At 73.4% G+C, this 14,656-nt stretch carries 13 protein-coding genes; 5 read left to right on the top strand and 8 right to left on the bottom strand.

The window, feature by feature from the left end:
- Positions 1-180: 180 nt before the first annotated feature.
- The gene (locus ACFW9D_RS00715; RefSeq protein ID WP_384616476.1) at positions 181-936 is read left to right on the top strand and encodes a metallophosphoesterase; all 756 of its coding nucleotides are present in this window, start codon (positions 181-183) and stop codon (positions 934-936) included.
- Between the two features lie 25 nt (positions 937-961).
- Here the strand turns inward: ACFW9D_RS00715 and ACFW9D_RS00720 are convergent, their stop codons facing one another.
- The 3 genes from ACFW9D_RS00720 to cyc2 form a co-directional block, all read right to left on the bottom strand.
- Positions 962-1,654, bottom strand: coding sequence for a PDZ domain-containing protein (locus ACFW9D_RS00720; RefSeq protein ID WP_384616478.1), 693 nt, complete (start codon positions 1,652-1,654; stop codon positions 962-964).
- 129 nt (positions 1,655-1,783) lie between these two features.
- Entirely contained in the window at positions 1,784-3,694 is a 1,911-nt protein-coding gene (gene phsA, locus ACFW9D_RS00725; RefSeq protein ID WP_384616479.1) for an O-aminophenol oxidase PhsA, read from the bottom strand.
- A gap of 90 nt (positions 3,695-3,784) precedes the next feature.
- Positions 3,785-6,019, bottom strand: coding sequence for a germacradienol/geosmin synthase Cyc2 (gene cyc2 / locus ACFW9D_RS00730; RefSeq protein WP_384616481.1), 2,235 nt, complete (start codon positions 6,017-6,019; stop codon positions 3,785-3,787).
- Between the two features lie 120 nt (positions 6,020-6,139).
- Here cyc2 and ACFW9D_RS00735 point away from each other — a divergent pair, with 120 nt between their 5' ends.
- Positions 6,140-6,760 (top strand): chorismate mutase, encoded by a 621-nt coding sequence (locus ACFW9D_RS00735; RefSeq protein ID WP_384616483.1) that lies wholly within the window; start codon positions 6,140-6,142, stop codon positions 6,758-6,760.
- A gap of 5 nt (positions 6,761-6,765) precedes the next feature.
- Here ACFW9D_RS00735 and ACFW9D_RS00740 read toward each other — a convergent pair whose 3' ends face one another.
- The gene (locus ACFW9D_RS00740) at positions 6,766-7,653 is read right to left on the bottom strand and encodes a pentapeptide repeat-containing protein (protein ID WP_384616484.1); all 888 of its coding nucleotides are present in this window, start codon (positions 7,651-7,653) and stop codon (positions 6,766-6,768) included.
- Positions 7,654-7,749: 96 nt separating this feature from the next.
- Here ACFW9D_RS00740 and ACFW9D_RS00745 point away from each other — a divergent pair, with 96 nt between their 5' ends.
- Both ACFW9D_RS00745 and ACFW9D_RS00750 read left to right on the top strand, forming a co-directional pair.
- A complete protein-coding gene (locus tag ACFW9D_RS00745) occupies positions 7,750-8,526 on the top strand; it encodes an alpha/beta fold hydrolase (protein ID WP_384616486.1) in 777 nt (258 codons plus the stop codon).
- The gene (locus tag ACFW9D_RS00750; protein ID WP_384616488.1) at positions 8,523-9,761 is read left to right on the top strand and encodes a cytochrome P450; all 1,239 of its coding nucleotides are present in this window, start codon (positions 8,523-8,525) and stop codon (positions 9,759-9,761) included. Before ACFW9D_RS00745 ends, ACFW9D_RS00750 begins: the two co-directional genes overlap by 4 nt.
- A gap of 4 nt (positions 9,762-9,765) precedes the next feature.
- Here ACFW9D_RS00750 and msrB read toward each other — a convergent pair whose 3' ends face one another.
- The 4 genes from msrB to ACFW9D_RS00770 all read right to left on the bottom strand — a co-directional run bounded on the left by msrB (position 9,766) and on the right by ACFW9D_RS00770 (position 13,338).
- A complete protein-coding gene (gene msrB / locus ACFW9D_RS00755; protein ID WP_384616490.1) occupies positions 9,766-10,170 on the bottom strand; it encodes a peptide-methionine (R)-S-oxide reductase MsrB in 405 nt (134 codons plus the stop codon).
- Between the two features lie 4 nt (positions 10,171-10,174).
- Complete coding sequence (gene murC / locus ACFW9D_RS00760; RefSeq protein WP_384616491.1) at positions 10,175-11,569, bottom strand: UDP-N-acetylmuramate--L-alanine ligase; 1,395 nt, start codon at positions 11,567-11,569, stop codon at positions 10,175-10,177.
- Positions 11,570-11,918: 349 nt separating this feature from the next.
- Positions 11,919-12,392 carry an indole-3-glycerol phosphate synthase gene (locus ACFW9D_RS00765; RefSeq protein ID WP_188336320.1) on the bottom strand — a complete coding sequence of 158 codons (474 nt, stop codon included), beginning with the start codon at positions 12,390-12,392 and terminating at the stop codon, positions 11,919-11,921.
- Between the two features lie 133 nt (positions 12,393-12,525).
- A complete protein-coding gene (locus ACFW9D_RS00770) occupies positions 12,526-13,338 on the bottom strand; it encodes a pyrimidine reductase family protein (protein ID WP_384616493.1) in 813 nt (270 codons plus the stop codon).
- Between the two features lie 36 nt (positions 13,339-13,374).
- Between ACFW9D_RS00770 and zapE the strand changes: the two genes are divergently transcribed.
- Complete coding sequence (gene zapE, locus ACFW9D_RS00775; RefSeq protein WP_384616495.1) at positions 13,375-14,490, top strand: cell division protein ZapE; 1,116 nt, start codon at positions 13,375-13,377, stop codon at positions 14,488-14,490.
- Positions 14,491-14,656 lie beyond the last annotated feature (166 nt).

Consider the following 14,656-nt stretch of genomic DNA (forward strand, 5'->3'; position numbering starts at 1 on the left):
CTCGCAGGACCGCGCGAGCCGGTTCCCGCGCACACGGCCCCACCTCCACCCTCGCTAACGCTTGGCCATTGCCCAACCATTAGGACTAATGCTTGAATCAGCCCGACCCATTAGAACCGTGCCGGAACGGGACGCGTCGGCGCGTGCCGGACCCTGTCAGCCCGTGGAGGACCTCCCGCCATGCTCGTACTCGCCCAGATCAGCGATCTGCACCTCGACGGCACGCCGCGCGCGAGCGAACGGGCCCGCCGGGTGACGGAGCGTCTGCGGGCCCTGCCGGGACCGGTCGACGCCCTCCTGGTCACCGGCGACATCGCCGACCACGGCGCCGAGTCCGAGTACGAGGAGGCGGCCGCGCTGCTCGGGCTGCGCGGCGGACCGGCGCTGCCCTTCCCCGTCCTGACCTGCCCCGGCAACCACGACGTGCGCTCCGCCTACCGCAAGGCCCTGCTGGGCGAGCCCCCGGCGGACGGCCCCGTGAACCGGGCGCACCGGATCGGCGGTGCCGCGCTCCTGATGTGCGACTCCAGCGTGCCGGGCGCCGACGAGGGCGACCTCGACGAGACGACGTACGCATGGATCGAGGCGGAGCTGGACGCCCTGGACGGGGGCACCCCGGTGCTGCTCGCCTTCCACCACCCGCCGGTCGCCCTGCACCACCCGCTCCCGGACCGCTACCCGCTGGGCCGCCCGGGCCGGCTCGCCCGGCTCCTGGAGCGGCGCCCGGAGATCGTCGCGCTGATCACCGGCCACGCCCACAGCCCGGCGGCGACCTCCTTCGCGGGCCGGCCGCTGCTCGTGGGCCCCGGAGTCACCTGGACCCTGCGCCTGCCCTGGGAGGGCGAGCAGATCGCGGACCGGGACGCCCCGGTGGGCCTCGCCTTCCACGTCCTGGACGACGCGCACCGCCTGACGACCCATTTCCGCACCGTCTGAACCCGGCGGCCCCTGCCGGGAGGCCTCAGGTGACGACGCCCGGCACGACCGTCAGGTCCTGCCGCCCGCCGTCGCCGTGACGGACCTTCACCCGCAGTTCGCGGCCGGGCCGGGCGTCCGCGACGCGGGCGGCGAGGTCGCTCGCCGAGCCGATCTCGTCCGCCCCCAGCCGCAGCAGCACGTCCCCGCGCACGAGCCCGGCCGTGTAGCCGGGCCCCGGCACGTGCACCGCCACGACCAGCGCCCCGGGCCCGCCGGGTGCGTCGACCACCTCCAGGCCGAGGCCGGCGCGCGCCGGCGCCCGGTCCGGGCCCGGCGCCGCCGACCGCGCGGGCGACGCGGCGGCTCCGGCCGAACCGGCCGGTCCGGACTGCCGCGCGGACGCCGTTCCCGACGCCCCCGGGGCCCCAGGCGTCCCGGCCGTCCCGCCCGTGCCCGGGGGCACCGCCTGCTGTGCCTCCCGCATCTCGGCCATCCTGCTCAGCGCGATGACACCGGTCCCGACGGTGCCGAGGCCGATCCCGGCGAGCACCAGGACCACGGCGCAGCACAGCCCGGTCAGCCAGGTGACGAGCCGCCGGCCGCGACGCCGCGCCGCGTGCGGCCGCCGCCTGGGCCGCGGCTCCCGATCCGTACCACTGGTGCCCCCGCGGCCACCGGAGCCTCCCGCCGGACCGGACCCCGGCAGGGACTTGGGACGCAACGCGGTCTGTTCCATAGCTCGCTCGCCTCCGTAGCTCGCCCGTCCCCCGGCCGGAGCTCTACCCTCCGGGCGGGCGCGCCACGTTCCTCGAACGAGTGAGCATGCCGGGCCGTGATCGAGCACGGCCCGGCACGACCGCCCCGGTTATCCCCCGTGGCTCGCGTGACCTCCCTCGTGACCTCCCCCGTGGTCTCCGCCGTGCCCGGCGCCGTGGTCGAACTTCAGCGCCTCCTTCGGCATCACGACGAACGGCCGCATCATCCCCATGTCCTCGTGCTCCAGCAGGTGGCAGTGGTACATGAACCGCCCGTACGCCCCGTCGAAGCGCCCCATGACACGCAGCATCTGCCCGGGCAGCGCGCGGAAGACGTCCTTGTGGCCCTGCTCGTTCGGCGGGACCGGGACCGCGCCGCCGGGCTCGGGGCGGACCGGCTTCGCGGTGCCGCCCGTCGTCACGTCGAAGCCGGTGACGTCGTACACGTCGCGGCCGAGGATCTGGAAGTCGGCCAGATGGATGTGCATGGGGTGCACGACCGGCGGGTTCACCGCGAGGTTCAGGAAGCTCCACTGCTCGTGGGAGCCCTCGGCGAGGGTGAAGCCGAGCCCGTCGTTGAACGTCCGCGCGGTGCGCCGGTAGGTCTTCACCGCCCCCTCGGCGTCGGCGACCTGGATGATGCCCTCGGCGGGCAGGCTCAGCCCCTCGGGCTCCTCGATCTCGGTCATCTCCCAGATCTCGGGGTGCCCGCCGCCGCCCTTCGTGGCCGGAGGGGTCAGCACGATCAGCCGGTGCCCGTGCTCGATGTCGTGCGTCAGCCGCCGGAAGGACCCCGAGAGCACCTCGGGCAGGGTGAACGGGTCCGGCGCGCACGAGGTCCCCACGCGGAACTCGAGCACGTGCGGGTACGGCACGTCGCCCGCCGGATCGGGCACGCCCGGCGCCTCGCCCGGCCCCTTGTTGACGAGGCGGACGCGGCGGCCGGCGAGCGCCCCGAAGTCGATCAGCAGGTCCATCCGCTCGGCCGGCGCGATCGTGAGCGCCGGCAGCGCCCCCTCGAAGTCGACCGGCACCGGGCGCGGCAGCAGGCCGCCGTCGCTGCCGATCTGCTTCAGGACCCCGGGCACCGCCTGCCCGTCCTCGTCGACGAGGACGAGGTCGAAGATGCGCGCGTTCGACGCGTTGACCAGGCGGAAGCGGTACCAGGCCGGGTCCACCTCGGCGTACGGCCAGATCCGGCCGTTGACCGTCGTGTACGGGCCGGTGAACGGGATGGAGACCGGCTTGCCCGTCTCCGGGTTCGCCGCCTGGACGACGGCCGTCTTGTGCAGCAGCCGCCCGTTGAGCGCCCCGTCCTCGTCCGTGTCCAGGTTCCGGTCGGCGAGCAGGAGCGGTATCTCACGGTCCCCGGAGGGCAGCCCGAGGGCGTCCTCCTCGTCGTCCCGGATCAGGTAGGTGCCGTACAGGCCCGTCTGCACGTTCCACCGCGTGATGTTCATGGCGTGGTCGTGGTACCACCACTGCACCGCCTGGTGGTCGTTCGGGTACTCGGCGAGCTGGGCGTCGCCGAAGCCCACCGCGTTGTCCGCCCAGCCGTCGTTGCCGCCGCCCGTCTGGGCGCCGTGCAGATGGGTCACGGACCAGGCGGGCAGCGCCGCCACGTCCTCGTTCGGCGGCGCGCCCTCGCGGCCCGGGCGGGTGGTCGGGCTCGGTGCGGCGATGGGCACCTCCACCGCCGTGACCGGGTACGCGCCGCCCTTAGGAATGCGGTTCGTCCACGCGATGCGCACGCGCTGTCCGCGCCGCACCTCGATGGTCGGGCCCGGCACCGTGCCCTCGTACCCCCACATGAGGGTCGGCGGGAGCTGCGGGTGCAGCCGCTGCCAGGTGGGGCGCAGGGCGATCTCGGTCTCCCTGCGCACGTCCCCGGCGGCGGGCCGCAGCACCGGCGGCACGGTCAACGGCGCGACGTACGGCGCCAGTTCCGCTCCCCCGGTCCCCGCCCCGGACGCCGGGCCTGACGCCGTGCCGGTCTGTGTGTGCTCGATGATGTCGGTCAAGGCAAGAACACCCCCGTGTGTTCTTCTCGATTCCCCCGTTGTACGGCCGGTCAGTGGCCGTGAGCCGCGCCGTGCGGCGCTCTCACCTCCCTAGACGACCCGAGTTCCGGCGAAGTTCCCTGAACCACCCATTCCGGACGCGAAGTTCCGGAAACCGCCGGGCGGCGGCGCGGGGGTCCGGTCGGGTACGAAGCCGTGGGCCCGGCCGGCGAGGTAGCCGGCCCGGTAACGGTCCACCTCGGCGTGCCAGTTGAGGATGCCGGACGTCCAGTTCCGCAGGTCCTGGACGTATCCCTCCATCACCGCGCGCGCTTCCCGGGACAGCCGGAAGTCGTCGTAGAGGACGGGGAACTCGTGCGCGGCGATGTGCTCGAACTGCCGCATCCGCTGGGTCATCAGGTCGTTCACGATCGCGAGCGCCCGCGGGTAGTCGATGCCGAAGAAGTTCTGCACGACCAGGATCGCGTTGTGGATCTCCCCCTCGTACTCGATCTCCTTCTGGTACGAGAACACGTCGTTGAGCAGGCACGCGTAGTCGACCGCCGCGTTCTCCAGGGCGCGCACGGGTCCGCTGCGGTACACCTGGGGCGGGACGGCGGGGCCGTGGCCCATGCGGCACAGGTTCATCGTGAGGTCGGAGCCGAAGGTGGCGCGGCGCATCTCCAGGTAGTCGACCGGGTCGGGGACCCGGTTCTGGATCTGGTTGGCGAGCTCCCACACCCAGCTCTCCGTCATCACGTCGACGGACGCCTTCACGGTGCGCTTCTGGTCGGGCGTCATGACCGCGGTGGTACGCCGCCACAGGTCGATCAGGCCGCGCTCCACGGCGTTGACCGGCACCACCGGAGGCTCATGACTCTCGACGGGCATGCAGGCGGACAGCCGGGCCGTGCACGCCTTGGCGGCGGCCAGGTCGCGCCGGTGCCCGAAGACCAGCGGGTAGTAGTCGTCGCCGTACGTGCCCCAGGCCAGCCACTGGGCGTTGAGGTCGAGGGCCTCGGCGTCGCTGTCGGGGGCGATGCCCGCCGCGCACAGCGCGAGGTCGCAGGAGGCCAGCTTGTCCTCGTCCCAGACGCCCTCGGACAGGATGCCCGTGCGGTGCGCCCAGGGCACGAGCCGGGCGCGGGCGCCGTCCAGCTCCGGGTTGAGCCGCAGCGCGAACGGCATGTAGATGTCGGGGATCCGGGACGGCCCCACCTTCTGGTACGGCACGTGCGTGTAGGCGCGCAGCCGCTGCGCCCCGAGGTCCTTGAGGAGCCCGACCACGTCGGTCGTCCCGGAGCCGGGGCCGGCCGGCCCGAACAGGGGCGCGGTGGCGGGCGGCGCCTCCTTGTTCATGTAGCGGCTGGACTTCATGTGCCAGGCATGGCCTCCGGACTGCCAGTCCGTCAGCCCCTGTGTGTAGGCGGCGACGGCGGCGACCTCGTCCGGGGTGAGTCCGTGCTCGGCGGCGAGGCCGGGCACCTCGGTGAGCGCGGTGTGCTCGAACTGGTGCAGGCGCGAGGTCAGTACGTCGTTGACGGCCTCGGCCGCCTCCTGGGTGGTGCAGCCGAAGAAGGTCTCCAGGACGAGGACGCCGTTGCTGAGCTCCCCCTCGTCGCGCACCTCGCGCTCGTAGGAGAAGAGGTCGTTGCGCAGGTGGACGGCGTCGGAGAACGTCTCCATGAGGACGCGCAGGGGCCGGGAGCGGGCGACGGCGGCGGGGACCTCGGCGGTCGCGTACTCGACGAGTCCGGCCGACCAAGGGGCGCCGCCCACCTTGCGGCGCATCTCGATGTACTCGACGGGGTTGGCGATCCTCCCCTCGTTGATGTTGGACAGTTCCCACATCGACTCGTTGAGCAGGTGCTCGGTCGACTCGGCGAAGCGGCGGCGCCAGTCCAGGGACATGGCGGGCACGGTGCGCCGCCACAGGTCGATCAGACCGGCCTCGACCGGGTTCTCCGGCTCGGGCACGGCCGTGGCGAGGTCCATCGGCATGAAGAGCGGCAGCCGCTCCAGGTGGTGCTTGCCGGCCTCCCGGTCGTTGGTGCGCTTGTACATGTCCAGGAAGTGGTCGTCGAAGAAGAAGACCCACACGTACCAGTCGGTGATCAGCGACAGCGCGGGGCCGTCGCAGTCGGGGTGCGTGTGCGCGCACAGCAGCCCGTAGTCGTGCGCGTCGAGGTCGCTCTGCTCCCAGACGCCGCTTCCTTCCAGCATGCCCATCTCGCGCGCCCACGCGGTGGAGTGGGCGCGCGCCTCGTCGAGGTGGGGGTTGAGCCGCGCGCGGTACGGCATGTAGAAGCGCGGCAGGTGGAACGGCTGCGAGGACGGGTCAGTCATGTGCGCGGCCCTACCCGGGGGCCGATCCACCCATCCGCGACGGAGCACATGATCGTCCTATCGCGTGAACGGACGCCTGTTCGGGGCGACTTCGGGAGAGTGGCGCGCTATACACGTCCCGTGCCGAAGACGCCCGTACGTGCCTGCCTGTCCCCTCGCCTGCTCGCCGCCGGCTGCGCCGCCGTGCTCGCCCTGGGCGGCGCGGCGCTCCCCGCCACGGCTTCTGCCGCGCCCGCGCCGCGTACGGCGCGCGCGGCCCCGCACGCCCTCACCGAGGTCTCCTCGCTCGCGGCGGACCGGCTCGCGCTCGCCGACAAGGTGGCGGCCGCGAAGTACGGCACGCCGGCCCCGATCGACGACCCGGCGCGCGAGCGGCAGGTCCTCGACGACGTGGCCCGCCGGGCGGTGGCGCTCGGCCTGGACCCCGCGTGGGCGCAGGCCGTGTTCCGCGACCAGATGGAGGCCAACAAGCAGGTGCAGCGCGGCCTGTACGCCCGCTGGGACGCGCATCCCGAGGAGCGGCCCGCCGAGCGCCCGGACCTGGCGAAGGAGGTCCGCCCGGCGCTCGACCGCATCACGGTCGCACTCCTCGACGCCTTGCGCGCGACGGCCCCCGCCCGTACGTCACCTGCCTGCACGCCGCTGCTGGCCTCGGCGGCCCTGCGCGCGGCGCACACGCACGGGTTCGACGCGCTCCACGCGGGCGCGCTGGCCCGCGCGCTGCCCTCGGTGTGCGGCTAGCGGGCCTAGGCCCAGTGCGCGGGCCGGTTCAGGCCCTGCGGTACGCGCGTGGTGGCGTCGCCGCGGGCCGCGTTGAGCTGGGCCTGGGTGAGGAACAGGGCCCCGGTGAGGTCGGCGCCGGTGAGGTTCGTGTCGCGCAGGTCGGCGCCGATGAGGTCCGCGTGGCGCAGGTCGGCGCCGGTCAGGTCGGCGGCGACGAGGAGGGCTCCGCGCAGGGTGGCGCCGCGCAGGTCGGCCTTGCGCAGGCGGGCGCCCACGAGGTCGGCGCCCCGGTGGTTCTTCCTGCGGCCCGGCACCTGCGCGCGGACGAGTTCGCTGGCCTTGAGCAGCAGCGTGTTGACCTCGTCGCGGATCGCGGGCACGTCGGCGGCGAGCAGTTCCCCGGCGCTCGCGCGGGTGAGCCGCTCGAGGTCGGCGCGGGCCCGCTCGGCGTCGCGGTGCACGGGCCGGGCCCGGTCGAGGTCCAGGACGTCGCTCAAGTACCAGAGCAGTTCGTGGAGATGGCGCATGACGGGGAAGACCTCGTACATCTGCCGGGCGGTCTTGGGCCGTTCGCGCCAGCTGACGCCTTCGTAGGTGACCTGGGAGACCTTCTGGCCCGCGCCGAAGCAGTCGAAGACGGTGCACCCCGGGTAGCCGCGGTCGCGCAGCGAGGCGTGGATGCCGCACCGGAAGTCGTCCTGGAGGTTGCGGCACGGTGAGCCCGCCGCCTTGTTCGCCGCGAAGTCGTGGGACTTGGCGAAGGGCAGCGCGACACAGCACAGGCCGAAGCAGTCGCCGCAGTCGGCGACGAGATCGAGGCGCCGGCGGCCGGTGCCGGAGGCCTCGGGGGCGGTGGCGGCGGTGGGGTCGGGCGTGGTGCGGGGGGTCTCGCGGGAGGTCACGCCCCCCATTGTCGCCGATCGCCCCCGCGCGCCCTCTTGTGGCCTTCGCGGCCCCGCGTCACCGTGGACGGCGTCCGGCACCGCCCCTCATCCCCAGGAGTCGACGTGGCCTCCTCCTTTGTCCTGCCGCACGCACTGCACGGCGACGGTCCGCACAAGGTGATCGCGGTGCACGGCTGGTTCGCCGACCGCTCCGCCTACGCGCCGGTCGTCCCCGATCTGGACCGTTCCTCCTTCCAGTACGCGCTGGTCGACCTGCGCGGCTACGGGGAGGCGAAGGACACCCCGGGCGCGTACACGACCGCCGAGGGCGCGGCCGACGTGCTGGATCTCGCGGACCGGCTCGGCTGGGAGCGCTTCTCGCTGATCGGGCACTCGATGGGCGGCAGCGTGGCGCAGCGCGTGGTCGCGACGGCCCCGCACCGGGTGCGGCGGCTCGCGGGCGTCTCGCCGGTCCCGGCGTCGGGTCTGCAACTCCCGCCCGAGCAGTGGGAGTTGTTCTCCACGGCGGACACGAAGCCGGAGCACCGCCGCGCGATCCTCGACGTCACGACGGGCGGCGTCCGCCCGGCGGCGTGGCTGGACCGGATGGTGGAGCGTTCCCTGGCGGTCAGCGACGTCAAGGCGTTCCGCGCCTGGCTCGACTCGTGGACCGGCGACGACTTCCACACCGACCTGGAGGGCTGTACGACCCCCGCGCTCACCGTCACGGGCCAGCTCGACCCGGCGCTGTCGGCGGAGCTGATGCGCGGCACGTGGCTGCGCTGGTTCACCCGCGGCGAGCTCGTCGACCTGCCGGTGTGCGGGCACTACGCGATGGACGAGGCGCCGCTCGCGCTGATCCGGGTGGTGGAGGACTTCCTGCGGGCGGACGGCGCGTGAGCGGCGCGGTGCCGGACGTCTTCGACCCGCGGCTGTACGGTCACGGCGTCCCGCACGACCGGTACCGCGTCCTGCGCGACCGCCACCCCGTGGCGTGGCAGGCGGAACCGGCGGTCCTCGGCTGGCCCGAGGGCCCCGGCTTCTGGGCGGTGACCCGGCACGCGGACGTGGTGCGGGTCCTCAAGGACGCGCGGACGTACTCGTCGTTCCTGGGCGCCACCCAGATCCGCGACCCGGACCCGGCGGACCTGCCGTTCATCCGCGGCATGATGCTCAACCAGGATCCGCCGTCCCACGGCCGGCTGCGCCGTCTGGTCAGCCGGGCGTTCACGCCGCGCCGCGTGGAGGCGTTCGAGAGGTCGGTGCGCGAGCGGGCGGCGTCCTTGCTGGCCAAGGCCCTCGGACCCGACGGCGCGGACACGGTGGACCTGGTCGGCACGGTCACCGACGACTACGCGCTGCTGAATCTCGCGGACCTGCTCGGCGTCCCGGAGTCCGACCGGGGCCTGATGCTGCACTGGACGCGCCGGGTCATCGGCTACCAGGACCCGGACGAGGCGGCCGGGTCCGCGGACGGCGGCCCGCTGGTGAACCCGCGCTCCCCTTCGGCGCTGGCCGACATGTTCGCGTACGCGGACGAACTGTCGGCCTACAAGCGCGCGCACCCGGCCGACGACATCATGACGACGCTCGCGACGGACCCGGATCTCACCCCGGGCGAGCGGCAGATGTTCTTCTTCCTGCTCACGATCGCGGGCAACGACACGGTGCGCAGCGCGGCCCCCGGCGGCGTGGCGCTCCTCGCCGATGACCCGTCCGCGTACGAGCGGCTGCGGTCGGGCCGGGCCGACGTGCCGACGGCCGTGGACGAGCTGCTGCGCCGGCACCCGCCGGTGCTGACCTTCCGCCGCACGGCGGCGCGGGACACGACGCTCGCGGGCACGCGCATCGCGCGGGGCGACAAGGTCGTCGTGTTCCACGCGTCCGCCAACCACGACGAGCGGGTCTTCCCCGACCCGTTCCGCCTGGACCTGGGCCGCTCCCCCAACCCGCACGTCTCGTTCGGCGACGGCCCGCACGTGTGCCTCGGCGCGCATTTCGCGCGGCTTCAGCTGCGGGTGCTCCACGAGGAGCTGGGCCGGGCGGCGCCGGCGCTGCGGCTCGCGGAGCCGCCGCGCCAGCTGGTGTCGAACTTCATCAACGGGATCAAGGAGCTCCGGGTGACCCGGAGCTGACCGGCTACTCCGTCGGCGACAGGCGCAGCGAGATCGAGTTGATGCAGTACCGCTGGTCCGTCGGGGTGGGGTACCCCTCACCCTCGAACACGTGCCCGAGGTGGGAGCCGCAGCGGGAGCAGCGGACCTCGGTGCGCACCATGCCGTGCGAGCGGTCCTCGATCAGCTCCACGGCGTCCGAGTCCTTCGGGTCGTAGAAGGACGGCCAGCCGCAGTGCGACTCGAACTTCTCCGTGGAGGTGAAGAGCTCGGCGCCGCAGGCGCGGCAGGAGTAGACGCCCTGCGTCTTGGTGTCCGTGTACTCACCGACGAAGGCGGGCTCCGTGCCGGCCTGGCGCAGTACCGCGTACTCCGCCGGGCTCAGCTCCGCGCGCCACTGCTCGTCCGGCTTCTCGACGTCGTACGACATGTGCTCATCCCTCCAGCTGGGTCAGGATCCGCGGGCCGAGGTCCGTGACGTCGCCCGCGCCCATGGTGAGAACGAGATCGCCGGGCTTGGCCATTCCCGCGATCGCGGCGACGGCGGCGTCCTTGTCGGGCGCGGCCTGCACGTCGGCGCCGGCGGCGCGGGCCGCGTCGATGATCAGGGCGCTCGTGATGCCCGGGATCGGGTCCTCGCGGGCCGGGTAGATGTCGAGGACCACGGAGGCGTCGGCGAGGGCGAGGGCGTCGCCCATCTCCTTGCCGAGCTCCTGGGTACGGGAGAAGAGGTGCGGCTGGAAGAGGACGAGGAGGCGGGCGTCACCGGCGGCCGAGCGCATGGCCTCCAGGTCGGCGGTCATCTCGGTGGGGTGGTGCGCGTACGAGTCGATGACCTGCACGCCGTTCACCTCGCCCTTGAGCTGGAGGCGGCGCTTGACGCCGGTGTACGCCTTGAGGGCGGAGGCGAGGTTGCGGGCCGGGATGCCGAGGGCGACGCCCGCCGCGAGGGCCGCGACCGCGTTGTGCGCGTAGTGGCGGCCGGGGACCGAGACGGTGAAGGTCAGCAGCTTCCCGTCGAGCAGAACCGTCACCTCACTGGTGAGGCCGCGCGGGGTGATCTTGTGGATGCGGATGTCGGAGGACTCCGACTCGCCGTACGTGACGACCTTGAGGGACGTCGTGTCGCGGATGCGGCGGGTGAGCTCGACGGCGCCCGCCTGGTCGGCTGCGATGACGAGGGTGCCGCCGGGGACGATCTTCGAGGTGAAGGTCTCGAAGGAGTCGTAGATCTCGTCCATCGACGCGTAGTTGGCGTGGTGGTCGAGCTCGACGTTGAGGATGATCGCGACTTCCGGCGTGTACTTGTGGAAGCTTCGGTCCGACTCGTCGGCCTCGGCGACGAAGATGTCGCCCTCGCCGTGCAGCGCGTTCGAGCCCGGGGCGTCGAGGTCGCCGCCGATCGCGTACGACGGATTCAGGCCGAGGGAGGACAGGGACACCGCGAGCATCGACGTCGTGGTGGTCTTGCCGTGGGTACCGGCCACCGCGATGGGGCGCAGGCCGTCCATGAGGGCGGCGAGGGCGTCGGAGCGGTGCACGACCGGGATGCCGAGCTCCTTGGCGCGGGCCAGCTCCGGATTGTCCTCGCGGATCGCGGAGGAGACCACGATCGCGGTCGCGTCCGGCGCGACGTGCGCGGCGTCGTGCCCGATGTGGACCGTGGCGCCGAGCGCGCGCAGGGCCTCCGCGGTCGCGGACTCGCGCGCGTCGCTGCCGGCGACGCGGGCACCGCGCTGGGTGAGGATCTTGGCGATGCCCGACATTCCGGCGCCGCCGATGCCGATGAAGTGCGGTCGGTCCATGGCGGTAGGAAGGCCCGGTGCCATAGGTGTGTCTCCCCTGAGTCCTCTGAGGTGCCGGTGAGGTACCGGCCGTGCCGGGCCCGCGGTCACAAAGCCCCCGGGCCGCTCCCAGCCTATTGCCTCACCGCTCCGGCTCCCGCACCACGGCCCGCCTCGCCCCACGGCGGGTCGCCCCACCCCCGCGGACGCGGCAAGGCGCGGGCTCGGCAGACGGGCCACGATCCCACCCGGCGAGCGGGCGCCGGCCCGACGGGTGGTCCCCCGGGCCGCCCGCTCTCCAGGCGCTCGCCCCCTCCGCCGGGCGAGAGCGCGGGCGCTGGCGGGCCGCTCTCCGGCCCGGAGCGGCAGAGATCCGCGACCCCGCCGGCAGGCGCTACGCCTTGCTGTGGGAGAAGAGCTTGAGGACCGGGACGCCGACCTTGTGGCGGGCTCGGGAGGCCCAGTCGCGGTGGAAGAACTCCTCGACGTAGTGCGGGTCGGTGAGGACGATGACCTCGTCCGCGTCGACCTCGTCCACCCGGGTCTTCAGCGCGTCCAGCGGGTGGTCCTCGACGAGGCGCCCCTCGGCTGCGCAGCCGGCCTGGTGCAGGGCCGTGAGCGAGACCGCGAGGGCCTGCTCGGCGGGGCCCCGGGCGTCGTCGCCCTCGGGGACGTCGCGTTCCTTGGCCGCCTCGTCCAGCTCCCCCATCGCGACGTCGTCGATGGCCCGCAGCAGGCGGTCCGCCTGGTCGCCGCGGGGCTGGAGCAGCACGTGGAAGGAGACCTCTTCGTCGCCGTGCAAGGTCGTGACGAACTCCACGTCGGCGGACGTCAGGGCCTTCTCGATCATCAATACGCTCGTGAACACGACGGGCGCCCTTCTTCTCCTACCGTGGCCCGCCCGGGAGCGGGTCACTGGGGACCTGCGGAAACCATCCTGCCCCGTGGCCGCACGGGGTCTGCGAGTTTTAGTGTGCCCAGCGGAAGCGAAACGGAACGACTCATTCCGCCGAGTGTCGGCGACACCGGTACCGGGAGAAGAGGAAACCGTCCTCCTCCAGAAGAGATGCCAGGTCGAAACGTTCCGGCACGACAAGAGCGGAACCTCCCGCGATGCGCTGCGCGTCGCCCGCCGTGAGCATCGGCGAGAGCGTCAGACAGAGCTCGTCGAGCACCTGCGCGGCGATGAACTGACCCAGCATCCGCGGCCCGCCCTCCGTGAGCAGCCGCCGGTGCCCGCGCCCGGCCAGCGCCCTGACCGCGCGGTGCGGATCCACCGCCCGGCCCTCGCCCGCGATGAGCACCTCCGCACCCGCCTCGCGCGCCGCCTCCACCCGGTCCGGCGGAGCCCCCGCACCGGTGATCAGGTACGTGGGGACCAGCGGCGCGGTGAAGAGCGGCAGGGTGAAGTCCAGGTCCAGGGAGCCGCTGATCACGGCGATGGACGGGGCCGGACCCTGCCCCGCCGCCTCCCGGCGCGCGGTGAAGGCCTCCCGGGCGCGGGCCGGCCGGTACCCCTCCAGGCGGACCGTCTCGGCCCCGACGACGACCACGTCGGCGAGTCCACGCAGGGTGCCGAAGATCCGCATGTCCGTCGGGCAGGAGATGGGCTGGGAGCGGCCGTCGTGCTGGGCCGCGCCGTCCAGGGTGGAGACCATGTTGGCGCGCAGCCACACGTCCCCCTCGGCCAGGTCGGGGTAGGCGTAGGCGTCGGCGAGCGCGTCGAGGCCCCACTCACCGTCCGCGGGGCCGTCCCGCCCCTCCCGGCCCTGGTGATCTGCTGTTTCGTACGTCACAGGGAACAGGCGTCGCATGGGTGCAGTCTGGCACGGCGCCTAGACTGAGGAGCTGTGTCGTCCTCCACCGAAGCCGCAGACATCCGCCATGCGGGTACCGCCCCCCTGACCGACGCGGGCCCGCTGTCCCTGTGCGAACGCGAACCGCACGTCCCGGCGGAGCGCCTGGTCGCCGAGATGGTGCCGCCGCCGCGCTTCAGCTCGGCCCGCTTCGAGACGTACATCCCGGATCCGAACCAGCCGAGCCAGACGCAGGCCGTCCAGATCCTCGGCTCCTTCGCCGCCGGGCTCGGCGGGCCCGCCGCCGGCACCGGCAAGAAGCGCGGCCTGTTCGGCTTCGGCCGCAAGCCGGCCGTCGCGCCGAGCGCCCCGCGCGGCGTCTACCTCGACGGCGGCTACGGCGTCGGCAAGACCCACCTGCTCGCCTCCCTGTGGCACGCCACCCCGGCGCCCGCCGAGCAGAAGGCGTTCGGCACCTTCGTCGAGCTGACGAACCTGGTGGGCGCGCTGGGCTTCCAGCAGACCGTGAAGACGCTGAGCGGCCACCGGCTGCTGTGCATCGACGAGTTCGAGCTGGACGACCCGGGCGACACCGTGCTGGTCTCCACCCTGCTCGGCAAGCTGGTCGACGCGGGCGTCGCGCTCGCCGCCACGTCGAACACGCTGCCGGGCAAGCTCGGCGAGGGCCGGTTCGCCGCCGCCGACTTCCTGCGCGAGATCCAGGGCCTGTCCGCGCACTTCCGCCCGCTGCGCATCGACGGCGAGGACTACCGCCACCGGGGCCTGCCCGAGGCCCCGCCCCCGTACTCCGAGGAGCAGGTCACCAAGGCCGCGTACGCGACCGAGGGCGCCTCGCTCGACGACTTCCCGCACCTGCTCGAGCACCTCGCGCGCGTGCACCCCAGCCGCTACGGCGCCCTGACGGACCATCTGAAGGCGGTCTGCCTGACCGAGGTCAGCGCGATCCCGGACCAGTCGACGGCGCTGCGGCTCGTGGTCCTCGCCGACCGCCTGTACGACCGCGAGATCCCGGTCCTGGCCTCCGGCGAGCCCTTCGACAAGCTGTTCAGCGAGGAGATGCTGAACGGGGGCTATCGCAAGAAGTACTTCCGCGCGATATCCCGTCTGACGGCCCTGGCCCGCGATGCCAAGGGGCTCGTGCAGAGCTGAGCCGGACGTGGGGGGGCCGGGGGGGGGGCGCGCGGGGGGCCCGCGGCCGGGGGGGGCCGGGTGCGGCCCCGGGCCCGCCCCCCCCCCCGCGCCCGGCGCCCCGCGGCCGCAGATCGCGGGGCTCCCCGGTGTCGGCGGGGTCCTCGGGGGCGGCGGGGTCGTCGAG

Origin of the sequence: Streptomyces sp. NPDC059524 (assembly GCF_042749255.1) — a bacterium.
In the GTDB taxonomy this organism is placed as follows: Bacteria; Actinomycetota; Actinomycetes; order Streptomycetales; family Streptomycetaceae; genus Streptomyces; species Streptomyces xanthii.